This window comes from Scytonema sp. PRP1 (genome assembly GCF_036697665.2).
Classification (GTDB): domain Bacteria; phylum Cyanobacteriota; class Cyanobacteriia; order Cyanobacteriales; family Nostocaceae; genus Kalymmatonema; species Kalymmatonema gypsitolerans.
Genome location: NZ_JBAHYJ020000083.1, coordinates 23,377 through 48,089 on the forward strand (window position 1 = coordinate 23,377; position 24,713 = coordinate 48,089).

Annotated in this window: 27 protein-coding genes, 1 tRNA gene and 1 pseudogene; 11 read left to right on the forward strand and 18 right to left on the reverse strand. The window is 42.3% G+C overall.

Going from position 1 to position 24,713, the window contains the following annotated elements:
* Positions 1-179: 179 nt before the first annotated feature.
* Positions 180-1,382: an AAA family ATPase gene (locus V5G28_RS18975; RefSeq protein WP_096568330.1), complete on the reverse strand. Its 1,203-nt coding sequence runs from the start codon at positions 1,380-1,382 to the stop codon at positions 180-182.
* Positions 1,383-1,455: 73 nt separating this feature from the next.
* Positions 1,456-1,599: a hypothetical protein gene (locus V5G28_RS18980; protein WP_332995571.1), complete on the reverse strand. Its 144-nt coding sequence runs from the start codon at positions 1,597-1,599 to the stop codon at positions 1,456-1,458.
* Between the two features lie 836 nt (positions 1,600-2,435).
* Here V5G28_RS18980 and V5G28_RS18985 point away from each other — a divergent pair.
* Positions 2,436-2,897 (forward strand): response regulator, encoded by a 462-nt coding sequence (locus V5G28_RS18985; RefSeq protein ID WP_332995468.1) that lies wholly within the window; start codon positions 2,436-2,438, stop codon positions 2,895-2,897.
* On the opposite strand, the gene V5G28_RS18990 is transcribed toward V5G28_RS18985, so the two are convergent.
* The 7 genes from V5G28_RS18990 to V5G28_RS19020 all read right to left on the reverse strand — a co-directional run bounded on the left by V5G28_RS18990 (position 2,898) and on the right by V5G28_RS19020 (position 9,718).
* Complete coding sequence (locus V5G28_RS18990; RefSeq protein ID WP_332995470.1) at positions 2,898-3,332, reverse strand: DUF2294 domain-containing protein; 435 nt, start codon at positions 3,330-3,332, stop codon at positions 2,898-2,900.
* 442 nt (positions 3,333-3,774) lie between these two features.
* Positions 3,775-4,899 carry a hybrid sensor histidine kinase/response regulator gene (locus V5G28_RS18995; protein ID WP_332995472.1) on the reverse strand — a complete coding sequence of 375 codons (1,125 nt, stop codon included), beginning with the start codon at positions 4,897-4,899 and terminating at the stop codon, positions 3,775-3,777.
* A 60-nt stretch (positions 4,900-4,959) separates the two neighbouring features.
* Entirely contained in the window at positions 4,960-6,288 is a 1,329-nt protein-coding gene (locus tag V5G28_RS19000) for an ATP-binding response regulator (RefSeq protein ID WP_332995474.1), read from the reverse strand.
* 208 nt (positions 6,289-6,496) lie between these two features.
* Positions 6,497-6,928 (reverse strand): response regulator, encoded by a 432-nt coding sequence (locus V5G28_RS19005; RefSeq protein WP_073632872.1) that lies wholly within the window; start codon positions 6,926-6,928, stop codon positions 6,497-6,499.
* Between the two features lie 389 nt (positions 6,929-7,317).
* Positions 7,318-9,249: a PAS domain S-box protein gene (locus tag V5G28_RS19010; protein WP_336231236.1), complete on the reverse strand. Its 1,932-nt coding sequence runs from the start codon at positions 9,247-9,249 to the stop codon at positions 7,318-7,320.
* 32 nt (positions 9,250-9,281) lie between these two features.
* Entirely contained in the window at positions 9,282-9,521 is a 240-nt protein-coding gene (locus tag V5G28_RS19015) for a hypothetical protein (protein ID WP_336231238.1), read from the reverse strand.
* Between the two features lie 11 nt (positions 9,522-9,532).
* Positions 9,533-9,718: a hypothetical protein gene (locus V5G28_RS19020; protein WP_336231240.1), complete on the reverse strand. Its 186-nt coding sequence runs from the start codon at positions 9,716-9,718 to the stop codon at positions 9,533-9,535.
* A gap of 428 nt (positions 9,719-10,146) precedes the next feature.
* Here V5G28_RS19020 and V5G28_RS19025 point away from each other — a divergent pair, with 428 nt between their 5' ends.
* Entirely contained in the window at positions 10,147-10,866 is a 720-nt protein-coding gene (locus V5G28_RS19025) for a response regulator (RefSeq protein ID WP_073632873.1), read from the forward strand.
* Positions 10,867-11,769: 903 nt separating this feature from the next.
* On the forward strand, positions 11,770-12,042 hold the full coding sequence (locus tag V5G28_RS19030) for a GlsB/YeaQ/YmgE family stress response membrane protein (protein WP_332995481.1): 273 nt from the start codon (positions 11,770-11,772) through the stop codon (positions 12,040-12,042).
* Between the two features lie 161 nt (positions 12,043-12,203).
* Here V5G28_RS19030 and V5G28_RS19035 read toward each other — a convergent pair whose 3' ends face one another.
* Positions 12,204-12,386 (reverse strand): CsbD family protein, encoded by a 183-nt coding sequence (locus V5G28_RS19035; protein WP_041036722.1) that lies wholly within the window; start codon positions 12,384-12,386, stop codon positions 12,204-12,206.
* 635 nt (positions 12,387-13,021) lie between these two features.
* On the opposite strand from V5G28_RS19035, the gene V5G28_RS19040 reads away from it, so the two are divergent.
* Both V5G28_RS19040 and V5G28_RS19045 read left to right on the forward strand, forming a co-directional pair.
* Positions 13,022-13,915 carry a TIGR02587 family membrane protein gene (locus V5G28_RS19040; RefSeq protein ID WP_096568310.1) on the forward strand — a complete coding sequence of 298 codons (894 nt, stop codon included), beginning with the start codon at positions 13,022-13,024 and terminating at the stop codon, positions 13,913-13,915.
* Positions 13,912-14,316, forward strand: coding sequence for a TIGR02588 family protein (locus V5G28_RS19045; protein ID WP_096568308.1), 405 nt, complete (start codon positions 13,912-13,914; stop codon positions 14,314-14,316). Before V5G28_RS19040 ends, V5G28_RS19045 begins: the two co-directional genes overlap by 4 nt.
* 114 nt (positions 14,317-14,430) lie before the next feature.
* On the opposite strand, the gene V5G28_RS19050 is transcribed toward V5G28_RS19045, so the two are convergent.
* The 4 genes from V5G28_RS19050 to V5G28_RS19065 form a co-directional block, all read right to left on the reverse strand.
* A complete protein-coding gene (locus V5G28_RS19050; protein WP_096568306.1) occupies positions 14,431-15,198 on the reverse strand; it encodes a ChaB family protein in 768 nt (255 codons plus the stop codon).
* Positions 15,199-15,326: 128 nt separating this feature from the next.
* Positions 15,327-15,866, reverse strand: coding sequence for a Dps family protein (locus V5G28_RS19055; protein ID WP_096568304.1), 540 nt, complete (start codon positions 15,864-15,866; stop codon positions 15,327-15,329).
* Between the two features lie 272 nt (positions 15,867-16,138).
* Entirely contained in the window at positions 16,139-16,501 is a 363-nt protein-coding gene (locus V5G28_RS19060) for a hypothetical protein (protein WP_332995488.1), read from the reverse strand.
* A 33-nt stretch (positions 16,502-16,534) separates the two neighbouring features.
* Complete coding sequence (locus V5G28_RS19065; RefSeq protein WP_096568300.1) at positions 16,535-16,759, reverse strand: hypothetical protein; 225 nt, start codon at positions 16,757-16,759, stop codon at positions 16,535-16,537.
* 391 nt (positions 16,760-17,150) lie between these two features.
* On the opposite strand from V5G28_RS19065, the gene V5G28_RS19070 reads away from it, so the two are divergent.
* The gene (locus tag V5G28_RS19070) at positions 17,151-17,390 is read left to right on the forward strand and encodes a hypothetical protein (protein WP_336231246.1); all 240 of its coding nucleotides are present in this window, start codon (positions 17,151-17,153) and stop codon (positions 17,388-17,390) included.
* Positions 17,391-17,404: 14 nt separating this feature from the next.
* On the opposite strand, the gene V5G28_RS19075 is transcribed toward V5G28_RS19070, so the two are convergent.
* The 3 genes and pseudogenes from V5G28_RS19075 to V5G28_RS19085 form a co-directional block, all read right to left on the reverse strand.
* Positions 17,405-17,737: an alr0857 family protein gene (locus V5G28_RS19075; protein WP_336231264.1), complete on the reverse strand. Its 333-nt coding sequence runs from the start codon at positions 17,735-17,737 to the stop codon at positions 17,405-17,407.
* Between the two features lie 99 nt (positions 17,738-17,836).
* Positions 17,837-17,980, reverse strand: a pseudogene (locus V5G28_RS19080) (HNH endonuclease); the annotation flags it as partial.
* A 66-nt stretch (positions 17,981-18,046) separates the two neighbouring features.
* Complete coding sequence (locus tag V5G28_RS19085; RefSeq protein WP_336231248.1) at positions 18,047-18,265, reverse strand: hypothetical protein; 219 nt, start codon at positions 18,263-18,265, stop codon at positions 18,047-18,049.
* Between the two features lie 117 nt (positions 18,266-18,382).
* On the opposite strand from V5G28_RS19085, the gene V5G28_RS19090 reads away from it, so the two are divergent.
* The 4 genes from V5G28_RS19090 (at position 18,383) to V5G28_RS19105 (ending at position 22,233) form a co-directional block, all read left to right on the forward strand.
* The gene (locus V5G28_RS19090) at positions 18,383-18,718 is read left to right on the forward strand and encodes a hypothetical protein (RefSeq protein WP_041036704.1); all 336 of its coding nucleotides are present in this window, start codon (positions 18,383-18,385) and stop codon (positions 18,716-18,718) included.
* A gap of 777 nt (positions 18,719-19,495) precedes the next feature.
* Positions 19,496-19,657, forward strand: coding sequence for a hypothetical protein (locus V5G28_RS19095; RefSeq protein ID WP_332995493.1), 162 nt, complete (start codon positions 19,496-19,498; stop codon positions 19,655-19,657).
* Positions 19,620-21,656, forward strand: coding sequence for a sensor histidine kinase (locus tag V5G28_RS19100; protein ID WP_332995495.1), 2,037 nt, complete (start codon positions 19,620-19,622; stop codon positions 21,654-21,656). Before V5G28_RS19095 ends, V5G28_RS19100 begins: the two co-directional genes overlap by 38 nt.
* Positions 21,625-22,233, forward strand: coding sequence for an SRPBCC family protein (locus tag V5G28_RS19105; protein WP_332995572.1), 609 nt, complete (start codon positions 21,625-21,627; stop codon positions 22,231-22,233). The genes V5G28_RS19100 and V5G28_RS19105 overlap by 32 nt, the downstream gene beginning before the upstream one ends.
* Before the next feature lie 93 nt (positions 22,234-22,326).
* Here V5G28_RS19105 and V5G28_RS19110 read toward each other — a convergent pair.
* Positions 22,327-22,399 (reverse strand) — tRNA-Glu (locus V5G28_RS19110).
* 391 nt (positions 22,400-22,790) lie between these two features.
* Here V5G28_RS19110 and V5G28_RS19115 point away from each other — a divergent pair.
* Complete coding sequence (locus tag V5G28_RS19115) at positions 22,791-24,710, forward strand: cation:proton antiporter (RefSeq protein ID WP_332995498.1); 1,920 nt, start codon at positions 22,791-22,793, stop codon at positions 24,708-24,710.
* The last annotated feature ends 3 nt before the right edge of the window (positions 24,711-24,713 follow it).

Below are 24,713 nucleotides of genomic sequence, written 5' to 3' on the forward strand. Positions count from 1 at the left end.
GTTTTTTTAATAGGTAATCTTTTGGCGGAATAGGAGTAATTTGTTATCTTGTGGGAATAGACTTTCCTTACAATCTCTACAAAAGCTTTGAAACAAATTCCAGATATTTACTACAGAAGAATTCGCTTTTCTAACGTAAACATAATGACTTCAAGACGCTAGGCTGAGAAACCCATCCATTAAACAAATCGCTGCGTAAACTCACACATCAAATCCACTCTACCCTTACGTAACATTGCTGGGTCTAATCTTTCTGTGGTGTTGCAAGTCATCAATATCACTAACTGCTGCTGCATCTGAATACCAGCCTCATCAATCACACTTTGGTACAACGTCCCATCCAGCAAACTCAAAATATGTTCCGTTTTGTTACTGTATTGCGCCACCTCAGAAGCACGGTTTTGTGCTAGGTTATCAGCTTCATTAATAATGATACAAATTCTTTGTAAGTATGTTGGCGGGACAAAGTTGGCGATCGCATCATGATCCAAAATAAAAATCACATACCCCAAAGGCATTAAAATTTCTTTTGCGACTGCTTGCGTCCATGCAGTTTTACCCGTACCTGGTTCTCCATGTACCAAAACCGCTAACTGCTTCTGATTAAGAATCGCCTGCTGTACTGAATCAGTAAAGCCTTGAATATCCGTGGGGAAACTCCGAATGGGAAATTGACTGTTAACTTTACCCACACGACTTTGATATCCACTCAGCATAATTGCCAAGTCGTATGTCGCTTTGTTAACCAGTGGAGTCAGATTTTTTGCCATTAAAGTATACTGCCGCCGTCCTCTGTCAAAGGAATCTATTTGTAGCCAAACGTCATCCTTAGACCAGTAAGCATAAACGGTGTTAACAACGTCTAAACGCTCCCAGTTGACAAATTTCTCGACTGGCAGATAAAAATCCCGTTCCAAATAATATTGCGTGATGATATCAGGACGTCCCAACACATCTAAAACGCGTAACACAGTAATTTCTTGAAGACGATTAAGAACATAATCAATGGGAATACTGTTACGGCTGACAAATTGGACGATAGGCGTTTCCGTACTTAAAACGTCTTTGTAACGATGATCTGGTGTTAGGGGGTCGGGTGTGACGTAATTCCAAAATTTTTCTACTTCGTAGCGCGTATTATCAGATACGATATTTAAGAAATTAGCCCACCAAGTATAATTATTCCGTCCCAATACCTCAGCAATATTACTTGCTAGATTCAAACTTTTTTGAGTAAACTCCCGCGTGTCGTTAGACAACAGTTGCCATACAAACTCCCAGTCCAACTCTCTATGGAAGGGTCGCCAGCCAGTTGCTAGTAAGCTTTGACGGTTACTATTGGCAGGACCGCCTTCGTTGTTTCTATAGTATTCAAAGTCCATATTGTCAGTTGTGCAGCAGTATAACAGCTTTACAAATCGGTGCATTAAGCTTTACTCACGCACGATAGCATACTTAAAAGATATCCTCAGGCATGATTGTCATCATCATTTCTTTGCTGACTCCAGAAAATTTTACGAGTCTGTTTGCCTGCCTCTCAATTGTCTTTTCAAAGATATTTCTCACAAGCCTTCCATTTGATAATTTTGAATCCTGAATTTTGAATTAAGCATAAGCGCAAAGCGCAGGCTCCGCCAAGCGCGTAAGCTTCTCGCTCCGCGAGGCATGCGTAGCCTGCCCAAAGGGCTTAGCGGTGACACCTTCTTGTTTATGTATGCGCTCCTTCAGCAGCAACTAGACAAGCAAATTGATTGAGAAATTTTTGGTTTTTGTTTATTTTGCCTTTTATACTACTTATATACTACATTGTGTGTCAAGGAGCTAGACAAAAATTTTTCCATTTTTATACCATCAGAATAAATAAGGAGTGTTGAGGCGCGCTTTCTTTGTGCGGTATGAGGCTAAGAGGGTATGGGTGTAATATCATGTCCGGATGAACACTTATGAAAAACGAAGAACCTTACCCCAACCCTCTCCTTGCTAAGAACAGGGTTGGGGTGAAGTCAAGCAGGAATTATAAGTAATTAAGCGGACTTGATATAACCGATATTCTTCGCTTGCAGCCCTAAAAAGGCACTACACGCTACAAGCCAATACCCCAGTTCCTAAAGAGGTTAGTTAACTTTGTATAACAAAATGCCATGCAGATATGTATCTTCCAGGGTGTTACGTTAAATTATTATTAAATATATTAAGTACTTATGATTTATTTGCTAAACTTTTTATCCACTTTGCATATAATAAAAAAGTGTCTTCTCACTTTGTCTGCTTGAGGTATTCTTTCCTTGGAGCTAATTGGGTGAGCAAAGATCATCAACTTGACAGAGTTGAGACACGAGCCAGTCTAATGTGAGCGCCAACAGACCGCTCGCGGAATGCCTCGTTTGTTCTCTCAAGACAGATGATGAACATCATATGAATCTTATGGAGAAGAAATGGAACAGGCACAAGTCGCTATAAGTGATCAAAAGAAGCACAGATTCCAGTCGCCTTTAATATTAGCGGTTGAGGATAATGAAGATAACTTACTGTTGTTGAGTTATGCTCTTGAGTCGCTCGGTTGTAAGCTAATATGTCAAAAAGATAGTTTAACAACAGTACTTGTTGCCAAAGAGTATCAGCCAGACTTGATACTGCTAGATATTTTGTTACCTGGTGTGAGTGGGATTGATATTGTGCGTTCTCTGAAACAGGAACCGCTAACGAGTAACATTGCAGCTATTGCAGTGACAGCATTGGCTAGTGCGGAAGACAGAGAACACATCCTCAATGCAGGTTTCAACGACTACATCAGTAAGCCTTATATGATAGAAGACCTAGAAGCTCTAGTTCGCCGCTACCTCTGTAAGAAATTGAATCCAAATTCAGTCTTTGACTTATGTCAGGATGAATCATAATCATGCAGATTTTGGAGTCAAACTTGTGTCCGATAAAGTTCTTCTCCTTGCCTTGTGATTTGGAGTCGGAGTGCGAACAGTAGGTGTATCCGTCAACACAGCAATAATACCAGTACGACCAGTCTCTAATGTGGCATCGCTGAGTATTTCTACAACTGTAACATTTAAAGTTTCTTCAATCAGTGCTTTGAGTTGTGGCTGAATAGCATCATCTAAATCTGAGCGAACCTGTTCAGCCAGTTCTAGGCGACCGGTTTGAGCCAGCAAGAGTTCTGGTGCTGTGATCGAACCTTCCATGACAATCACTACATTTTGCTCTGATAGCTGACAGATCACCTTAGTGGGTTGATGTCCAAGTTGGTCACGATACAGAGCTTGAATACGTTGTGCTAATGTTCTTTCTACTTGACCGCGAGTTGGTGTTGATGTACTCATGTGTTTCTTTTTCCTAGAAATTTAGACCACTAACGACAAGCCACAAAGTCATGTGATGAATTATGAGTTACTTAACTTCTGACGCGCCAGTCATATTTGCTTGGAGTTAAAACCCCAAACTACATCTGTTTACCTTTTAAGTTGTCGTTAGCAGTGTAGGTTTATCATTAAGTGTAAAAGAACTCAGGAATCCCTAATTACTGATAAAATTATATTGGGAAGAATTGCGGAAACTCACCATCCGAATGCAGTATTTCTCAAAAATTTCTGTTTCACCTCTTGGCATAAGCGCTGATAAGTATATTCAGCCGAAAGCTGCAATGGCGTAGAGCGCACTGCGGTAGTGCGCAGCACAGGCAACATTAACAAAGTAGCGTTTTTGCTACCCAGAAGGCAAGCGCAACTCACGCCGAGCACGCAGCCTTTGGAATGAGAGTTACATTCAAGCTTGCTTCGGTAAACGTACAGCGAAGACACTACCCTTGCCAAGTTCAGAAAAAACCTCGATATTTCCCTTGTGTGATTCAATGATCCGGCTAGATAGATGCAATCCCAAGCCGCTACCAGCACGTTTGTTTTTACCTTGGCGAAAGCGCTCAAAGATTTTTCCTTGGTCTTCTTTTGCTATACCGTATCCTGTATCTTGTACCTCAATGATCACCCAAGAATTACCGTGAGGGTTTGCGGGTGTTTCCGAAACAGTAATATTTACACTTCCTGTATCTGTAAACTTAATAGCATTACCTATAAGATTGCTGATCACGCGGCGTAATTCTAGGCGATCGCCCATAACCACACCAGCAGTTTTATCTTGTGGGTCTAACTTGCTCTTGTCTACATTCACAGCCAACCCTTTCTCCATTGCAAGAGAACTGAGTTCTTGAACAACTTCTTCAACCAAAAGCCCCATATTACAGCTTTCCATTTGCAAAGTCTTTTTCCCTGCCTCGAAGCGGTAGACTTCTAGGAGGTTGTTCACCATTTGCAACAAATTTTGGTTGCTGCGCATCATGGCGGATATAGCGGATTTCATGTCCTCAGAAATTGGGCAAAATGTTTCTTGCTCAAATAAAAGCAGCATCCGATCTGCCGCTACTAAGGGAGTTCGCAAATCGTGAGTCAGACGTGAAACAAAGTCCTCGCGTTGGCGTGCCATTTTTTGTTGTTCATCAATACTGTGTTTGAGTCGCAGCATTGATCGCACTCTTGCCAGTAACTCCTCATGATTAAATGGTTTGCGAATAAAATCATCGGCTCCTGCATCCAAGCCTTCGACAACACTTGCATCGTGATGTGCCGTTATCAGCAGTATTGGAATATATGATATTTCTGGATTCTTACGAATGCGGCGTGTCACTTCATAGCCATCCATTCCCGGCATCATGACATCTAGCAGAATCAGATCGGGTGGAGACTGAACAACTTGCTCTAAAGCATCCATACCATTGTCTACTAACCCAACTTCATATCCTTCAACCTCTAAAATTGTCTGTAGCAACACGAGATTATCAGGATTATCATCAACGGCAAGTATACGTTCTACTTTAGAAGCTTCTTCGTCTAACATAGTGATTTGCTTTATAGAGAATAAAAATTTATAGTTTGATTTCCGTTTTCTATTTTAGAATTACCTGTCTCTACTCTTGTTTTGCAGACCTTCTTGAGCAAAGTGAGAAATTTCCTGCTTCCAAAAACTTTTTTTGGCGGACGCAGGAGTATTTGATGCCCCATCTGCACCGTGTTGCATTGAGGATGATATTTGACGGGGGAGTTGAATCCGAAACACAGAACCTTGACCTAACTGACTTTCAACGGTGATGTTACCGCCCATCATTTGCAGCAGCGCTTTTATGATTGGCAAACCCAGTCCTGTTCCAGGATACTTGCGAGTGGTACTTTGATCAACTTGCCGGAAAGCTTCAAAAATATTTTCGAGATCCGCAGGAGCAATACCGATACCAGTATCGCAAACGGCAATTTCCACTTGATTTCCTGGCACTTCCTTAAGTTCAACTGCAATACTGCCAGACTCTGTAAACTTGATGGCGTTTGAGAGCAGGTTTGTTAAAATCTGTCGTATACGAGTTGGATCATTAAACACGACAAGGTTTTGCAACTCAATTTGAATCAACAAAGACAGATTTTTTTCCTCTGCTAGAGAACGCATCTCTTGCACGGTAGCATTGACGAGCTTTGACAAATCAAAGATTTCTGGTTTTAAATCTAACCTTCCTGCCTCTAGTTTAGAAAAGTCGAGAACTTCATTGAGCAGCATCAGCAAATGCTTGCCATTGTTGAAGATACGCTGTATCATGTCTTGTTGCTTATCTGTCAGTTCACCACACTTAGGACGCAACAAGAGCTGAGAAAACCCAATGATCGCATTCATGGGAGTCCGCAATTCATGAGACATTGTTGCCAAAAACTGCGACTTCAGCCGTGATGCTTCAATCAGTTTCAAATTTTGTAGTTCTATATGTCGCCGCTGTGCTTCCAGTTCCTGGTTCTTACGAATGAGTAGCGAATTACTTTCGCGCAGTTGTTGATTTGCTAAAGCAACCTGCATTTCTGCGCGGTGAACCCGGATGGCATTGCGCAAAATCTGTGCCAAGATTTCTGATGATAACCGCGACTTGGAGAGATAATCGCTAGCACCTGCTTTCATCAGTTCAACTGCTATCTGGTCGTCTCCTTGACCTGTGAGGACGATAACAGGCACTCTGATATTATTGGAACGTAGGTTTTGCAGCAGGCTTAAACCATCTTGGTCTGGTAAGCGATAGTCAAGAAATACACAGTCATACGAAGTACCATTATTTAGGAGAGCGATCGCACTTTTGCCATCGCCCACCTCAGACAGTTCCATTTCAACGCCTGCTTTGGTAAGCGCACGACGCACTGCGATTCGGTCTACTTCGTCATCGTCTACTACTAAAATTTTGAGTTTCTCTTCCATTACTTCTAGCCATTGCCATGAAACACACTATTTTTCTTTATATCAGTTATCTTTTCTGAGCAAATGTCTAAGATTTTATTGTTAGAAGTTGCTTTAAAAAAAATTTAGTTAAATTTTATAGTCGAAGAAGGCTAGTTAAACAACCAACAATTGATCACTAACAACACTCTTTGGTGAGCTCAAACCTCAAATTGCCCCAATTATTAGCTTATGGCATTTCGCACAATGTCCAATACTTATTTAGCGTTGCCATCAGTTCAATAAAGTTTGCGAAAGTCACAGGCTTAAGGATATAGCCAGCAACGTTGAGGTTGTACGCTTCTACCCGGTCTTTATCTTGGTTTGAGGTGGTCATAACTACCACAGGGGTTGGTTTTAATTGAGGGTCAGAACGTAATTTTTGCAGGAACTCTATTCCTCCCATTTTTGGCATATTTAAGTCTAGTAAAATCAAGCGTCGCTCTACAGGAACCTCGGGCGGTTCACCGTTTTTGCTACGCAACATTGCTAGCGCCTCAATTCCATTGGTAGCAACATAAAGTGGATTATTAATATTTACTTTCTTGAATGCCCGCTCTACATTCATGACATCAACTTCGTCATCCTCCACAAGTAGTATGTTAATCACTTTTTCTGACATTTCCTTTGATTGAATACAACTTGTTTGCTCTACATTCCAGCGGATTGATAAAAATTACTGGAATTAAGATGGCAGATAATTGCCTCTAAATGTGTCATAGCACTAAAGCACTAGGACAAACAGCCCAACTGGGCTGAAAATGATTATCTAAAAACCAGAGACAGCCAAATCAGAGTAAAAGAAAATACCCCCTTTAGCTCATCACAATTTTAGACACACACTAATGCATCCGTCTTCAGCCCTTGGTCAGAAGTACATATCAACTCCCCACAAGAGTGTCAACAGCCCTTCGGGGAGGGGAAAGGTTAAAGGGAAAAGGGGAAAGGGAAGAATTTTCCCCTTTTCCACAAACCCCTTCCCCTTTTCCTTACAACTAACTGGCATCAAGTCTATTGAAGTGGTTGCTTGAGCCAAGTGAAGCGGAAAGTGCTTCCTACTCCTAAGAGCGATTCTAAGGTAATGGTACTGCCTTCTGTTTCAATTATTTTCTTAACAATTGCCAAACCAATTCCTGTGCTTTCTTTTTGGTCGCGAGCTTGTAGCGTTTGGAAGATTTGAAAGACCTTATCATAATACTCAGGGGCAATGCCGGGACCATCGTCACAGACAGCAAATTCATAGTACTGTCCTTGGTCTAGTACGGAAACTTTCACATGACCATCTGTTCTGTTGTGGTGCTTAATCGCATTACCAATCAAGTTGCTAAACACTTGGAAAAGAGGTAGTCGCTTGGTCACAAAGCTAGGCATTCCTGGTTCCACCTCCAGAGTGAAAGTTTCTGGCGGGTCGAGCAAGTCAATCACTTCCCTCAGCAATGCGTTAACATTCACCATTGACGATGGAGTTTGAGTGCGTCCAACTCGTGAATAGTCTAGCAAACCGTTGATCAGCCCTTCCATGCGGCTGACTCGCCCTCGTAACAGGCGCATCTGGTGTTGGTTTTCCTCTGGAAGTGTATCTGCGAGGTCTTCTTCTATCCATTCTGAGAGGCTGGCGATCGCCCGCAACGGTGCTTTCAAGTCATGAGATGTTACATAGGCAAATTGGTCAAGTTCATCATTGCGTTTTTTCAACAATGTCGTCGTTTGCGCCAAGATTGTATTGATGCGCGTGAGTTCTTCTGCTCTTTGCTGGAGAGCAATTTCTACTTCCTTGCGATCGCTAATATCAATACACGAACCAATGTACCCAGCAAAACTGCCATCTGGATTCCACCTGGGAGTCCCTTTATCTAAAATCCAGCCATATTCACCATCAAAACGTCTGAGGCGGTATTCACGCGTGTACGATTCCCTAGCATCAAACGCAGTAATATATGTCTCTAAACAATGCTCGATATCTTCAGGATGCACTCCTTGAGTCCAACCATTGCCTAGTTCTTGTTCGATTGTGCGTCCGGTAAATTCCAACCAACCACTATTAAAGTAAGTACGCAGCGTATCCGAACCAGACACCCAAATCATCACCGGAGCATTTTCTGCCATCGCTTGGAATCTTTTCTCGCTTTCCCGCAACGCTTGTTCTGACTGCTTGCGCTCAGTAATATCTGTAACTGTCCCAACGTAGCCAATCACCTGACCATCATCCTCAGTTTCTGGCACTGCTTGTGAAAACACCCAATTTATCCTGCCATTTGGATGGACAAAGCGAAACTCATACTCAAATGGCAGGTATTCTGGAATAATTTGCTTGACTTGCGAGTCGATACGCTCTAAATCTTCTGGATAAACAGCAGATCGCCAACCTTTTCCCAGAGCATCTTCTAGAGAAAGTCCAGCAATTTCACACCATCGTTCATTAACATAATGACAGTTTCCTGACAAATCTGTCCGAAAAATCCCCACAGGCGACACTTGTGCTAGAGTTGCCCACCTGCGCTCACTTTCTTGCAACGCCCGTTGGGCTTGCTTGCGCCCAGTAATATTATCAAAGGCAATTCCAACACACCGATTTGGTAATGGAAACACTTTAACGCTGAAATAGCTACCTAGTATGCGTTCATCGCCGTAATAAACTTCATACTGGTCTATTGCTCGACCAAAATAGGCAACCTCTGCGTACAGTTCCAAAGATGTTCTCCTTTGCACCAGCATATTCGGAAAACAATCAACAATTTGCTTGCCAACATCTTGTTCGAGAGATATTCCAGTCAGGCGCGATGCAGCAGGGTTTGTAGTCACTAACCGCAACGAGGTAATATCGTTCGGGTCTTCTAAATGCCACACAACCAAGCCGAATTGCATATTATTGACAATATCCCTGTAAAGTTGGTGTTGTCCGTTCAGTGCCTCCAACTGTACTTGGGCTTGTTCACGCTGCAATTGTTGAACAATTCGGTGATTTGGCGAATGCTCTAAATTCCCATTGGGGGAGAAATGCGACCTTCTGCAACTAATAATACTATCTGCCCAGTTTCATCTCGCAATGGGTTAATATAGAAGTCAACAGTTGTGAGTGCATTGTTTGAGCGAGCGGCATTGACTTGACAGCGAATGCATTTTCCTTTGGCTGCATGAGCAATTGCTTCTCGTAGGATTGTCTGATCTGCTGAGATATCGCACCAGTTCACTTCCCAAAAGAAGCGACCAATCACTTGGGCGTTCGTCAGCCTCCAAATTCGAAGGCTGTTTGATTAGCTTCAACGAGAGTGCCATCTGGCTTCATTAATCCCATAAATTGAAAGGTCTGGTTGAAGATGGCACGAAAACGTAGCTCACTTTCTCGTAAAGCTGCTTCGACCTGCTCTAATTTCTCTGTATTGGTGTCAGCAGGTTTGAAATATTGAACCATACCTTTGTTTTTTGTTAATTTTTCTTAAAGATGATAGAAAATAAGCGTTATAGTTGAATTTTCAGCCATAGTAATTTAGTAGCTAAAAACGAGTAACAAATGCCTAATTAGGAGCCAATGACTGGGAAAGACACATTCTTCGATCAAAGGTAATCGCTTTCATCCGTCTGGTAAATAGGTAGTTGCGTCATCTGAGGGGTACCAGTTGGAATGTGTACAAGTATTTCATAATATTTCATAAATATTCCATATATCCCAAGCTAGATATTAGCCTGTGTCAAATGGGAGGAAGATAGTAAGCTCCTTATTTCTATCGGTGGATGCAAGTTTGATAAAATATCATCTATCTTTGGTTTTGGAAAATAAAAGAAACAGTTTGCAAAAGGTCGGCTCTCGACAGATGCAATTTACAGAGAGTGAGTGTAGCAATGAGTGAAATTAGTATCGTTTTAATTGAAGATCATGACCTGACAAGAATGGGGCTAAAGGCTGCACTACAGTCAAATAGCACACTTCGAGTTGTTGGTGAAGCACCAAATGGGACCAAAGGGCTGAAACTTTTGGAAACAGCTAAGCCAGATGTAGCTGTTGTGGATATTGGTTTACCTGACATAGATGGAATTGAACTCACCAGAAGATTCAGACAGTACCAAACAGAAACAAATGATTCATCAACGAAAATCCTTGTTCTGACAATGGATCATTCAGAAGATGCTGTACTTGCGGCTTTTGCAGCCGGTGCTGACTCATATTACATGAAGGATACAAGCATCGATAAGTTGACGGAAGCAATCCAAGCGACTCACACAGGTAACTCTTGGATCGATCCGGCGATCGCTAACGTGGTGCTGCAGCAAATGCGGCAAGGTATCCCAGAAAACCAGGCATCTGATAAGCCCAAGACTGTAAAAATTGAGGCCCTGTCATCTGAGTACGAGCAAGTTTTAGAAACTTATCCACTCACGCAACGAGAACTGGAAATTTTAGAATTGATTGTCGCTGGGTGTAGCAACGGACAGATTGCTGAAAAACTATATATCACAGTTGGTACCGTTAAGACCCATGTTCGCAACATTCTGAATAAACTGTGTGCCGATGATCGTACCCAAGCTGCTGTTCGCGCTTTACGTTCTGGCTTAGTCGCATGAAGCATATACTGATTTTGGATTGAGTCTTGTCAATCATCAAATTAGCCCAACGTGAATCACTTTCCTCAGCACCCTACTCTCAAGAGGAAATGCACTGTAGAATTTTGACAATTGCAGTCACAATCTGATCACAGATTGAAATTCCCAACAAAAGTGCGCATACAAGAGTGCCTATAACCTTTAAGTTGAGTGATGAACACGAGTTCAAACACTCTAATCTACTTTGCACTTCCTCTGACGTGCTAGGTTCAATATTCAGTCTTCCAAACACTCACTTGAGTACAGTGTGTCGTAGTGTGAATGCCAATTTGTAGATTTAGCGGTTTTCTTTTATCATTTCTCCTCTTGTCTGTTGTTTTGACTTATGACGAATGACTTTTATAAACCATCAATGGCATTTACCACCGAAGAAATAAGAACTTGGTTTACGTCCTAGATAGCATTTAACTTTCGGACTCATATTTTGCAGCCTTCTCAATAATTTCTCATATCAGCCAAAAACTTCCAGTTTTTGGCTGATAATTTATTTATATTTTCATAAAATTATATTCTTGCTAAATACCTCCAAAGTTTTATATAAGAACTTTCGATATCAGCCAAAAGTTAAGAATTTTTACCAGGAATCCAGCTAGTGCAATCGGTCAGTTTTACCTGATTAAAAATATTGATAAGCAAAAGTATATTTAATTTGAATATAATACAATCCCGTTCAGTGAAGGGTAATTTGTGACAATTTCATAAGTGTAGTGAAAGTGCATACTACGTCTCTACAGAAATCATTAGGCTTTATTTCTAACAGTTATCTCTTGCGACGGAATCGTTACTGGACTTGCGATAGAAGAGCGGTTTAGTTTGAATTGATAAATTAAAGATGGTAGTGTTAAGGAATTGGAGAATAAAAATATGAACATTATTGCTTGGATAGTTCTTGGTCTTATAGCTGGCGCAATTGGTAAAGCTATTTATCCTGGTCGTCAAGGTGGTGGAATTCTTTCCACGATGATTTTAGGTATTATTGGAGCATTTGTTGGAGGTAGCATAGTTAGCTTGTTACAGACAGGAACAATCCAACTAACTGCAGCTACCCTGAGTATTCCTGGTTTGATTGTTGCTATCATTGGCGCAATGATTGCCATTTTCATATGGGGCTTAATCACTAGTCGCAGCGCTGTTTAGCTTGATGATAGTAGAAACAATGGTTAGAGCCGATTTTTTAGGGCTAACCTTTTTTTGCTCCAAACTATCAAAATACTCCACTGTGTGATGTAGTTATACACAGTGGAGTATTTCATAAAAAATTCCGTCACTAAACCTTTTAACTGAGCTACGCCAATAGACTATTCTAAAACTTTCTTCACCTCATCTTTTAAATTCTCAGTAGTGTGAATAACTTGGGCTTCAGCTTGCTTGGCTTGACCCTCAGCCTTATCTTGCGGATTGCCACTCAAGTCACCAACTACCTCTTGAATTTTGCCTTCGATATTTTTTGCTGTTGCTTCTATTCTCTTCTCAACGCTCATATCGTACCTCTTCTCTTAGCTATTATTTCTCCATATCAAACAAAATATCAGGATTTGCTTTGCTAGGTACCTATCAGAAGAAAGATTTAATGCATAAAAAAAGCACAATTTTATTAATTTCTCTAAAAAAATTACTTAATATAAAGTAATATAAAGTCCTATCTCAAAATAGATGCAAGTAACAAATATCAGTAAAGTAAGATAAAGAAATATCTTTTCCGGATTCAACGTTGTCAAAATTTCCTAATAAGTGGGCTGTGAGGAAATAAATGTAGACCTTTAAGGGACTTCCAAATAAAAAAATATCCCAAATTTTCTTGTGGGATGGGTGTCCCCACCCGTCCTTTGTATTCAGGGTGGGCTTTCCTGCCCAACGCCAGTCGGCTCTGTCGGGAAAGCCGTCATTCGCGCTGGCTCCCCCACAAGATGGATAATTTATTTCTTGGAAATCCTTAAGGAAAGATAAAGGCTAATTTGTTGCTCAGGATAAATACGTTCCGGGACTGGGTACTGGGTATTGGGGACTCGCAACTGTGTACTGGACAATACTCTTCAAGGGTTCCTAATCCCTAATCCCCAATTCCTAATCCCCAATCGCTTTTACCATAAAAGAAAGTACTGATGACAAGCAAAGTATGGGTGTAGGAAGAAAGCGTAGAAAAAATGTATGGGTCAATGAGATTAATGACATTATTCGGGGTGTATGTGGAGGTTTTTTATTTGGCATTCCTTTGCTCTACACAATGGAGGTTTGGTGGATAGGATCACTGGCAAAACCTTCAATGATGATGTTGGCGATCGCACTAACGTTCGTTGTGATTTTCCTACTTAACCGCACAGAAGGTTTTCGCAGAAGCAGACGGAACTCACCAGCTTATGCATCAGTCACAGATACTGTAGAAGCAATAGCGATTGGATTGACTTGCTCCGCCTTTGTGCTGTTGTTACTCCAAGAACTAACACCTGAAACTCCCCTAAAAGAAGCCTTGGGTAAAATTGTCTTTGAAGGTGTACCATTTACCTTAGGTGTGGCATTAGCCAACCAGTTTTTAGGAGACACTCGTGATCCGAATGCTCAAGGACGAACGGGCGCTCAAGCAAATGACGAAATCACAAAGAAACCAGACGAATTATCTGCTACCTTTGCCGATATAGGTGCAACCTTGATTGGTGCAACTGTCATTGCATTTAACATCGCGCCAACAGATGAGATTCCTATGTTAGCAGCAGCAGTGACACCGCCTTGGCTCTTGGCAATTATTGCTACATCTGTGCTCATTTCCTATGGCATAGTGTTTGAAGCAGGCTTTTCAGATCAGCAAAAGCGCAGACAGCAACAAGGAATTTTCCAACGACCTATAAGCGAAACTGTGATGGCATACTTGGTTTCACTGGTAGCAGCAGCTTTTATGTTGTGGTTCTTTCAAAAATTAACTTTTGACGACCCTTGGAACATTTGGTTGGAACACACTTTGCTGCTGGGATTACCTGGAACTATCGGGGGTGCAGCAGGAAGGTTAGCAGTATGAGCCAAATAAATGAACAACCGCAATCAAAGAGAACACCTGCTGAATGGGTAACTTTTAGTGCTGCCTCATTCATCTTAGCAACGGTTGTCGGTTTGGTTGGTTATACTTGGCTTAACGACAAGCATGAACCTCCTATCCTTTCTGTCAGCAATAAACAAACAATTCGTGAAATTGATGGACAGTTTTATGTTCCTTTTGAAGTCGTTAATACTGGAGGAGAAACGGCTGAGTCGATTCAAATTATGGCTCAGTTGCGGATTAACGGCGGAGTAGAAGAAACGGGCGATATGCAGATTGACTTTCTATCTAGTGGCGAAAAGGAAAAAGGAGCCTTTATCTTCAGCCATGACCCGCGTCAGGGTCAGTTAACAATAAGAGTTTCTAGTTATAAATTGCCCTAAGTCAAAAGTTAAAAATCAAAAGTTAAAAGTCAAAAGTCAAAAGTCAAAAGTGAAAACTCAAGAGTCAAGAACTTTTTGACTAATGAGTCATGACTAATGACTAATGACTAATGACTAAACATTTGCTTTTGCCTTGGAAAAAACGCCATTCTCATCTTCATCATATTGCTGATGAATTGTATCCCAAGCTGCGTGTTCAGCCTTCGTTTGATCATTTGTCTCATTGAGTACAGTGTTATAGCGCTCAATGAATTTATGCTGAGCTTCCACAGAAAGATGAGAGCGAACCTCAGGAGACAAATCCTCTGGGGTGTTGCAACCACTGGTACAAGCACGAGCCAGGGTTGTCTCAATTGTATGCACTTCTTCGCCACCAGCACTCTCGATCAGCAATTGGAATTCTCCACCGCGATCGCCAGCAACTTCTGCCATCACTAAAAACTCACCAGCCTGCAAGCGGGTTTGGTAAACCGCTGCTTTGTCTTCTGGCATTCCCAATGTGGTGAGAACAGATACCAAACCAGCCCCTGCACTGCCGGCGATCGCTCCACTTGCGGCTCCTAGCAAGACTGCACCAATAGGACCTGCTGCTACAATCGGACCGACAAAAGGAATGAACAGTACGCCTACACCTGTAAGTAAGCTGAGGAAGGAACCGAACAAGGAACCAAAGATTGCCCCGGTTCTCAAACCTCCGAGAATCACGTCTTTCTTAGTAATAAAGCCAGCAATTCGAGTTTCTGACTGGAAGTTTCTGCCCAATACCGAGATATGATCCCTGGACACACCTCGGTCTAGTAAACGCCGAATCACATCATCAACTTGCTTCTGTTCTTTAAAAACAGCTGAGATGGTACGTTCTGCTGTATATGTTTCAGGCACTTAAAGACTCCTTGAATTTTGCTTTTCCAGTCGGCAGACTGAGGGGGGGTAGATGCGGTAGATGCACAAAACCTCAGTCTGCCATTGTCAACAAGAGACGCTATGCTTTGGGTTAAATCTGCTGCTGGCTACACGCCTACAGGGGTTTTGGTTTCTGCTATCTGGTTAGAACCGTCTGCTTGCAGTGACTGCCCTTCAATAAAGGAGCGCAGCATCCAAGCCATCTGCTCATGCCCTTCCATCAGTCCTGTCAGGAAGTCAGAGGTTCCCTGATCGTGGAACTGCTCAGCAGTCTGATCCACATGATCACGCAGGTTCCGAATAACTTGCTCGTGGTCATCTACCAGTCGAGCCACCATGCCAGTTGCTGTGGGAACGTTACCACCTTCTTCCTTGAGAGTCGCAATTTTGAGAAATCCTTCCAATGTACCAACAGGGTACCCGCCCAAGGCACGAACCCGCTCAGCTACGGCATCGATAGTTTCAGTCAGTGCTTGGTAATGCTCTTCCCAAATTTGGTGCAGGCTGCGGAACTGAGGTCCAACAACATCCCAGTGGAACTTTTTCGTTTTCACCAACAGTACATAGGCGTCTGCCAAATCTTGATTCAACAGATTAATCACACCTTGACGTTGTTCTTCCGTCAAACCAATGTTTATCTTGCGCATTACTTTAAATCCCTCAGCGAGCTTCTTTACTAACCTTCACAAATTCCATCCCCTACAATCATCAACCAAAGGAAGGATTGTACTTTTTTCATCAAGAGGAAAAATCAGACTTTTCTCATTAAATAGAAATAGACATCTTGACTAGGCAATCAAGATGTCTACTAAACGGTGATAACTATGCAAACTGCTCAAAACGCTAGAACATTGAGCAATAATTTATTTGTCACACCCACTTTCAAAACACACTGTCGCTAAAAACGATGAAATGCAGGTTACTTGTTACCTGTGAGTTTACCCAACGCGTTCTTAACTTGATCTTCCACTGTGGTTGCTTGTGCAGAATTCTCAGGACGCTTCATCTTCTCAATATCAGCAGCTCCCTGAATCTCGTTAAGTCCCTCGTTTGATCTCCGTTGTGTCTCTTCCAATCCTGGAGGTGCTTCTGTAGATAGTTGGTCTGTTTCTTTCTGAATTCCAGTTAGCTGTGTAACCTCATCTTCAGGATTGCTTGTTGTGCTACCGATCGTCGCAGAAGCGGGCAAAGCATAAGAGAAAATTAGTAAGGCACAAGTAAATGCCACAATGATAAAACGCACTGGACGCAACATAGATAAACCAAAACCAATATTCTTCATTTAAACTCCTCCAAAAATTAAGCCATCCAACACTCACGCCTGGTTACACCCTTGGCTGACAAGCATCATAAATACTGTCTGTTGTGAATCTTGGATACACTCTAGCTTACCCAATTTGGTATCTCTCGAGAAAGTTTTGAGCAGTGGTTGCAAAACAATCTTAACTTTCAACACAGAAGCGTATGCTTTAATTTTGTCAATTTGAGTGTTAAAATATAGCTGCGCTTCTATTTTTACTTGCTTGATTGCTGCTACCAACGAGATTTCGTTAAGGGTCAGGCTAATCTTCTTTCTACTTTGAATAAACAGACATATGAATCAACCTGTAGACTGAAATTTTATTTCTGTACTGCTATCCAGAATCAACCTACAGGTAGATAAAAATTGTGCAATTTTGGCGGGTTAAGCTCTAATTGCTAATTGCATTAACTATGTAGTTATTACTAATATAGTAAACAATCTTAATATATAAAATTCCTATGTAAAATTTTTATTTTTTAACAACAAACAGTAGATACAACCACTAACTATCTAATAGCTACGTCCGGCTATATAAATAAAATGCTGGTTCTCTGTTGCTGTACTGAGCATTTGTCCCCAGCAACTCTCTCGCTTTTCATAGGACAAATTAGTGAGGTATTCGTCTGGTATGATGCGACAATATGTCGTTCGCCAAGTATCTACCTCAACTCTCGCGATCGCACGGAGTGCCCGCATAATAGCGATGGCACGGAGTGCCCGCCGTAGGCGATCGCGCTATGCATCATCTAACCTTGCTTCTCTCACAATCATAAAAATCTGTGTTTATCGTAACGGTGCAGGAGTTGCACCTGCTGATGTGAGGCTTATGAAACATCGAATCGCTTTTAGCTTTCAGCCTCATTGCTGAAAGCTAAAAGCTGATTATTCGCTCATGACAGAGGCTTTGTGTTGAGCTTGTTGCCAAAGTTTGTAAAGGAAGAACTCAGTAACTTCACTGATCGCCGTAACAAACACACCCTCAGCATCCTGAGAACCATTTGATAGCCAACAACCCCGCAGAGTGACTTCCAGACATTCGTGATCACAAGCGCATAGAGCAATGATTTCACTGTCTTCTTTTTTAACAAGAGTCTTAAGCATTTCTACTCCTGACAAATGAACAGGAAGCAAAAAGGAAGCAGTACTGGGTTCAACGCATAGACATTGACCGACTCGCACTGCCAAAATCACTCGCGCTTGCACCCATTCTTCCAGCGATTGAAGCTAACATTCTAAACAAAAGCTTGTTTCGGTGTATGTTAATTTCAGCATTCCTTATGCTCTCCTGTTATTCCAGGTTTGCTTGCACATTCTGCTTTGGATGTCCAAGTCTAGTGGCTCAGCCTTATTCGCCACTAACAGTACAATCGCCCGCTTAATATTAACCCGACACAGTGGCAAGTAATTTTGAAAAAACACCACCACTGATTGCTCTAAAACTTGCATCACGCTTGTCACAGCTTGACTCCTTATAAACAAACCCCCGCTTCTTGTTTGCTGGAAGCGGGGGTTAGAATTTGACCTTTAAGTCTTCTGTTTCGATATCGGTACAGCATTCTGTTGTCTGTACCTCCCGCTTCGTTGTTCTAGTTTTGGTACTGCATTCAGTACACCAACAATGGCATGTCGAGACTCATCATTACCCTGTGTGAGTTGCCATTTATTGGGGCTACCGTCTCCCATAAATAAAATACTCCACTCCCACAGCGGCTGATTTCCAACGAAATCGGCAGTTGGCAACACGCAAGGAAGTAGAGTATGGGGTAAACGGATTTCACAGAAAATTTCACCTATTGAACATTCCTTTAAACATACTACACTTGTATTACTATCCTGTCCATACTTTAAGGAGAAAAAGTGATGCATACAATAGCTCGCACACCAACCACCGACATGGAAGTCACCAGCATCCGCCTAGAACGGGAATTGAAAGATAAACTCAAAGAACTCGCTGGGAATCAGGGATATCAAGCCCTGATTCGAGACATCCTCTGGAATTACGTCCAGCAAAAATCAGGTGAGTGGAAACCCCGATTTTCGCGAGCCGATATTCGCGCTAGCATAGCCGCAACAGCACAACAAGAAGAACGCTGTGTACTCACAGGTCAACTCATTGCGCCGAAACAACCGATGTTGCTAGGACTTACAAGAAATGGCGATATGGTTCCTCTAAGTGTCGAGAGTTTAGCTGCTTAAACTTTTGTTCAAGTGAATGCAGCCTAGTTGCGCCATGTGATATTGCAACTAGGCTGCATTCATTTTTGGCTCTATGGGGAACTCACCGATCCGCACGTAAGTGCTTGCGCGCACACTGAGCGCAGAGCGCCCCTGAAGCGGCGTACGCGCAGCGTCTGGGCTACTGAGAAGGCATAGGACATAGTGGGGATTAGGGGCGAGAGGGAAAGGGATCCTTAGGGTTATGACAACTATTCATCCGGACTTGATATGATGCTGTTTCGGCAGCAGGAGATCCAACAACAGTTGATGAAAACCTAAATATGAGAAAAATATGAAAAAAAAGTAAAATATTGTAAAGAATATGAGTCAGAGAATAACGCCTAAGAAAATTTTTGGCTGTTTGGGGGAGTTGACCATAAAGGATCTGTGAAGCCTTACGCTCTCCAGTATTTTCTTTTCGCTAGTTCAGTCGGTTCTTACTGATTCAACAGAAGGATAGCGTGAAAAAAATATTACTTTTTTTATTTTTTGAGATCAGTGTTAACGCGGATTAAATTTATGAGATTTTAGCTTGAATTCCAGAGAAATTACGGTTTATGTATAAAGGCAGACAGGATATCCTATCTCAAGGTGAGTAAGTCATTGAAGGTGAAGAACACCCAACCATTCTTTGGCTACAGCATCTTAAATAGATAGATTTTTAATTTTATTTCTTTAAAAATAAATAGGTTGTTTAAGATACGAAGCATTTCATCATTTCGATTGGTCATCTCAAATAGAAAGGGGCTATAACAGGTGAGAGATAGTTTTAAGAAAAGATTTGCAATTCATCATGGTGCAGTAGCACAAGCTTTGGGTGAAATATGCCGAGAGGTTGCTTACGAAGAAAATCAGATCAATATTCAAGAGTGTGCCAAGAATGAACAAGCCTTTATTGCCATCAAAGCGCCTAGATGAAGTAGATCGACAAAAACAATACCCGCATGGAGCGCTGATGCAGCATCAGGAAGAACCTGCCTACCACTTAGTACAAAAAATTAATAAAATCATCGCCAGTAGCTCAACTCCAAAAAGGATGCTGCAAGATATTGCTAAAGTGCTAGGAGTTGCCTTTAAAGTAGATTGGTGTAGTTTAGTGACAGTATCACTTGAGGTGTCGAGCGAGGCAATCACGGCTAATTGGTCTGTCCAAGAGAATTTAGAGTTGTCTGAAACAGATGAAATGTTCTCTAGTGCGCAGCAATTAGACTTACCAGTGATGGAATGCGCTTCTGAAACATTGACTATTGAGGATATTTCAACAATTCAAAAAAGTTTGGCAATTGGGCGTCAATCTTTGCCACTGACTATAAAGGCAAAGGCTGTTTTGGCAATCCCGACTCGGTTTGGTGGTAAAAATAACGGCGTTATTGGTTTAATCAAATCGCAGCCATACAATTGGACTGAATCCGAAAAAAAACTATTAAATGCAGTAGAACCGTGTTGCGCGATCGCATTTTCTCAAGTCGCACAAGCACAGCAGATTGCTGGTCAAAATCAGTACGTGCAAACTTATGTCCAGCATCAAAGCTTGATCAAGCAACTCACTGTACTTAGTCGTAGCAACCTGGAGTTAAATCAAATGCTTCAGTTAGCGCTTGCTTCCACAGCAGAAGCTCTGCAAGCGGATCGTGGTTTACTGATACTACTAAAATATACTGATCCGTTGTTTAGAACTCGAGCAAAAAAACAAATTCCCAAAGCAAAAGCGACGGTTGTAGGGAAATGGCATAAAGAAACAGAAATTGCCCTAACTCCTCAGTTAGACACTTCAGAGACTTCCTTTTTTCTTGCCGACTGTAGTTTATGCCAGCGTGCCTTTTTAGACTCTGGAAAACCTTTAATCATCAATGACGATACAGATTTACAAGATACTTTAACAGTTGCCCCAGTATTTGCACTAGAAGTGCTGAGCGCAGTGCTATTAATGCCCTTAGAGATTCAAGGCAAAGTATTGGGATTTCTAGTGTTACAGCAAGCAGTTGCTCGCAATTGGCAATCAACAGAACTTAATATAGTGCAAATGGTGTGTGCTCAACTTAGCAACGCCATAATTCAAACACAAACATTGCGGCAAGTACAAACGTTGGTAGATGAACGCACAGCACAACTGCAACGCAGTTTGGAAGTCCAAGCAAAGCTTTACGAAGTTAAGCGCCAACAAACAGAACAATTGCAGAAGCTTAACGATTTGAAGGATGAATTTTTAAGCAATATAAGCGATCGCTTGCGCCATCCACTCACAAGGATGCGTTTGGCTATCCGTAACTTACGTCAAATCGGGCAATTAAACGAGCGTCAAATCAAATACGCCGATATGATAGAGCAAGATTGCACCGATGAAATTAATTTGATTAATGACTTACTAACGCTACAGGAATTGGAAACTCGTCACGAGCGCCCGCAGTTAGAAACGACGGATTTAAGTGCGAAAATTCATGATTTAGCAGCCGCTTTTGACAGCAAACTCGCAGACAAAGGCATAAGCCTTTCCCTAGATTTACCAGATTCGCCACTTACACTGGAAACCGAAGTAGAAAGTTTTGACCGTATTCTGCAAGAGTTATTAACAAATGCTAGCAAATACTCGCAACATGACACTGTTGTGCATTTGCAAGCGACTCATCAAGTCAATCAACAAGTTGATCAAGTTATTATTAAAATGATCAATATTGGACATGGCATCTCAGAAGAAGAAGCCACTTACATATTTGATCGGTTCCGTCGGGGTAAAGGCAGATGGACTCCAGGAACTGGCTTGGGACTTGCGCTCGTCAAGTCTTTAGTGCAACATCTAAATGGGGCAATTGCAGTGGAGAGTACACCCATTGAGGATTCCAGCTTAAGCAAAATCTGCTTTACTCTGACGCTGCCCCAATTTTCTACTGAAAGTGACTCATATTCCCAAAGTGACTGAAGAACATAACATCGAACAGGAACTGGATTTATCAGCTATCGGCGACGACACCGATCTCGATTTGAATTCGCCTGCTGATACAGATGATTTACAAGCTGTAGAAGTCCAAATTGAGAAAATAGCAGAACGACAACGACAAATCACTGCTATGCTCCAAATTCCCCAACCAGTAGAACAAGTCTGGAAAGTACTCACAGATTATGAAGCTTTAGTTGACTTCGTCCCCAACTTAACGAAAAGCCGCCTCCTTGAGCATCCTCAAGGAGGTATTCGTTTAGAACAAGTGGGTTCTGGGCGCTTTGTTGGGTTTAACTTTTGTGCGCGTGTCGTTCTCGACTTAGAAGAATACTTCCCCAAGGAAATTAATTTCCGTATGGTAGAAGGAGATTTTAAAGACTTTTCTGGTAGCTGGCTACTACAGCCTGATTCTCTTGAGCAGCAGAAAGCAACTCATCTGTGCTATACTGTCAAGGTTTGGCCGAAACTTACTATGCCAGTCGGAATCATTGAGCGTCGTCTGAGTAACGATATGCGGTTGAACCTTCTTGCAATTCGCCAAAGGGCATCAGAAGAATGAAGGAAGAAGAGAACATCATGAAGAAAGAAGAGAGAAAATTTATCGTGTCTATCTTCCCTCTTCTTTCTTCACTCTTCTTTGTTTGTTTTTTAGTACCCCCAGGGGAATTCGAATCCCCGTTACCTCCGTGAAAGGGAGGTGTCCTAGGCCTCTAGACGATGGGGGCGCAAGGTTCACACTTATATAAATCTACCGGTTTTCGTGGCTAATGTCAACAGCTTCCAAAAAAAAATTCTGGGCTTGTCCAAAAATTGGGAGATTCCAACAGCTTATAAGCAAAAATGCCTAAAAATGAAGAGGCAAATCTGAGATTTGAGAGTTTAGAATGGCTCCAGACTCCGCATTTGGGGTTTCTTTGCAAGGTAGCTTCGTCTTTTACTGACAGGCGACCGCCACTCCTGTTTCACAAAAAACAAAAAAATGCTGTAGTATATCAAACTAAGTATAAAAAAAGCTCGACTTAGTAAAGGACAGTGGGTGTCATGTTGCACCCAGTAGAGTTAATATTTACTATCCTTTACAAAAGATTTTGAAATATATCACTCAAAATCTATCGCATGGAAGCATCTTTTGAAATCACCCTGCAGATTGTGATTACTGTCTTTGCAGGCATTACCGCCCAAGTGCTGGCTGCATACCTCCGGGTACCCAGCATCGTGTTTTTGTTGATGTTTGGCATCCTGCTTGGCTCTGATGGCATTGGGGTGTTGCACCCCCATATGCTAGGCATTGCGCTGGAAGTAATCGTCGCTTTAGCCACAGCAATCATTTTGTTTGAAGGTGGGCTCAACTTGGACCTGCAAGAGTTAAGCAAAGTTTCGACGAGCCTGCAATTGCTCGTCACCCTGGGAACCATGGTCACGCTGCTTGGGGGCAGTATGGCGGCTCACTGGCTAGGTGAATTCCCTTGGTCTATTGCTTTTCTTTTCGCTTCCCTCGTTGTGGTGACAGGACCAACCGTTGTCAGTCCTCTGCTCAAACAAATTAATGTGGATCGACAAGTCGCAACGCTTTTGGAAGGGGAAGGCGTTCTGATTGACCCAGTGGGAGCTATCCTCGCCGTCGTGGTGCTGAACACGTTACTAAACAACCACACTGATTTCATCACGGCGATGAGCAGCCTGATCATGCGCCTTGGAATCGGTGGGGTGATTGGTGCAGCAGGCGGTTGGCTGATGTCGTTAATTAGCAAACGTGCCAATTTTCTATCGTTTGAACTGAAAAACCTGGTCGTCTTAGCGGGGTTGTGGGGCTTATTTGCCCTAGCACAAATGATTCGCAGCGAGTCCGGATTGATGGCAGTTGTCGTCGCAGGAGTCGTTTTTGGTGCTTCGTCGGTGCCGGAAGAACGATTGTTGCGGCGTTTCAAAGGTCAACTGACAATTCTCAGCATTTCGGTGCTATTCATTTTGCTAGCTGCTGACTTATCTATTGCCAGTGTATTTGCCTTGGGTTGGGGCGGTGTGTTCACCGTCTTGGTTCTGATGTTTGTCGTTCGCCCGATTAATATCGTTTTGTGTACCTGGAACAGTGATCTTAATTGGCGACAGAAATTGTTTTTAAGCTGGGTTTCCCCAAGAGGAATCGTTTCTGCCTCGGTTGCTTCTTTATTTGCAATTTTACTAACGCAGCGCGGGGTCAACGGTGGAGAAGCCATTAAAGCCTTGGTGTTTCTCACAATTATTATGACCGTGGTTTGCCAAGGGCTAACGGCTGGCTGGATTGCCAACTGGTTGCAAATTACCTCAAAAGACGCCATTGGGGCGGTAATTGTCGGTTGTAATCCTTTGAGTTTATTGATTGCCCGTTTGTTTCAAGAACGGGGAGAACCAGTGGTCATGATTGACACTGACCCGCAACGTTGTGAACAAGCCGAAGCCCAAAATCTGAGGGTGATAGCCAGCAGCGCCTTGGATACTGGTGTTTTGGAAGAGGCGGGACTTGCCTCAATGGGAACTTTTCTAGCAATGACGAGCAATGGTGAGGTCAATTTTGTCTTAGCACAACGTGCAAAAGAAGAGTTTAACCCGCCGCGTGTCCTAGCAGTTTTCCCCCGCGATCCACAAGCAACCACCTCTACCAATGAAAATCAGGTTAACCAGGCTTTGATTCCCGACTTACCAATAAAGACTTGGAATGAGTACATAAACGACGGACGGGTGAAGTTAGGGACAACTACGCTCAATGAATCTGATTTTGACCTTCAACAGGCACATATGCAGGCATTGATTAAAGCTGGCGAGTTGATACCGTTGTTGGTAGAACGAGACGAACATCTTCAAGTTATGCCCGCAGCTGAAGAATGGGAAGTAGGCGATCGCATTATCTACCTATTACACGACCCCAGACCACACCTTTTAAAACGCTTGTCGGGTGCAAGAGCATCAGTTCCCCTGTCTGTAGAAAAATTACCGGAGGTCGAAGAAATACCGTTGGCAAAATCTCAACTTTCCACCAGCGATGCTCCTGCACCTTAAATT

What these genes read in the sequence shown, in the direction of transcription:
- V5G28_RS18975 (WP_096568330.1), bottom strand. Translation starts at nt 1,382, where the DNA reads ATGGACTTTGAATACTATAGAAACAACGAAGGCGGTCCTGCCAATAGT.
- V5G28_RS18985 (WP_332995468.1), top strand. Translation starts at nt 2,436, where the DNA reads ATGGAACAGGCACAAGTCGCTATAAGTGATCAAAAGAAGCACAGATTC.
- V5G28_RS18990 (WP_332995470.1), bottom strand. Translation starts at nt 3,332, where the DNA reads ATGAGTACATCAACACCAACTCGCGGTCAAGTAGAAAGAACATTAGCA.
- V5G28_RS18995 (WP_332995472.1), bottom strand. Translation starts at nt 4,899, where the DNA reads ATGTTAGACGAAGAAGCTTCTAAAGTAGAACGTATACTTGCCGTTGAT.
- V5G28_RS19000 (WP_332995474.1), bottom strand. Translation starts at nt 6,288, where the DNA reads ATGGAAGAGAAACTCAAAATTTTAGTAGTAGACGATGACGAAGTAGAC.
- V5G28_RS19005 (WP_073632872.1), bottom strand. Translation starts at nt 6,928, where the DNA reads ATGTCAGAAAAAGTGATTAACATACTACTTGTGGAGGATGACGAAGTT.
- V5G28_RS19020 (WP_336231240.1), bottom strand. Translation starts at nt 9,718, where the DNA reads ATGGTTCAATATTTCAAACCTGCTGACACCAATACAGAGAAATTAGAG.
- V5G28_RS19025 (WP_073632873.1), top strand. Translation starts at nt 10,147, where the DNA reads ATGAGTGAAATTAGTATCGTTTTAATTGAAGATCATGACCTGACAAGA.
- V5G28_RS19030 (WP_332995481.1), top strand. Translation starts at nt 11,770, where the DNA reads ATGAACATTATTGCTTGGATAGTTCTTGGTCTTATAGCTGGCGCAATT.
- V5G28_RS19035 (WP_041036722.1), bottom strand. Translation starts at nt 12,386, where the DNA reads ATGAGCGTTGAGAAGAGAATAGAAGCAACAGCAAAAAATATCGAAGGC.
- V5G28_RS19040 (WP_096568310.1), top strand. Translation starts at nt 13,022, where the DNA reads ATGGGTGTAGGAAGAAAGCGTAGAAAAAATGTATGGGTCAATGAGATT.
- V5G28_RS19045 (WP_096568308.1), top strand. Translation starts at nt 13,912, where the DNA reads ATGAGCCAAATAAATGAACAACCGCAATCAAAGAGAACACCTGCTGAA.
- V5G28_RS19055 (WP_096568304.1), bottom strand. Translation starts at nt 15,866, where the DNA reads ATGCGCAAGATAAACATTGGTTTGACGGAAGAACAACGTCAAGGTGTG.
- V5G28_RS19060 (WP_332995488.1), bottom strand. Translation starts at nt 16,501, where the DNA reads ATGAAGAATATTGGTTTTGGTTTATCTATGTTGCGTCCAGTGCGTTTT.
- V5G28_RS19070 (WP_336231246.1), top strand. Translation starts at nt 17,151, where the DNA reads ATGATGCGACAATATGTCGTTCGCCAAGTATCTACCTCAACTCTCGCG.
- V5G28_RS19090 (WP_041036704.1), top strand. Translation starts at nt 18,383, where the DNA reads ATGCATACAATAGCTCGCACACCAACCACCGACATGGAAGTCACCAGC.
- V5G28_RS19100 (WP_332995495.1), top strand. Translation starts at nt 19,620, where the DNA reads ATGAACAAGCCTTTATTGCCATCAAAGCGCCTAGATGAAGTAGATCGA.
- V5G28_RS19115 (WP_332995498.1), top strand. Translation starts at nt 22,791, where the DNA reads ATGGAAGCATCTTTTGAAATCACCCTGCAGATTGTGATTACTGTCTTT.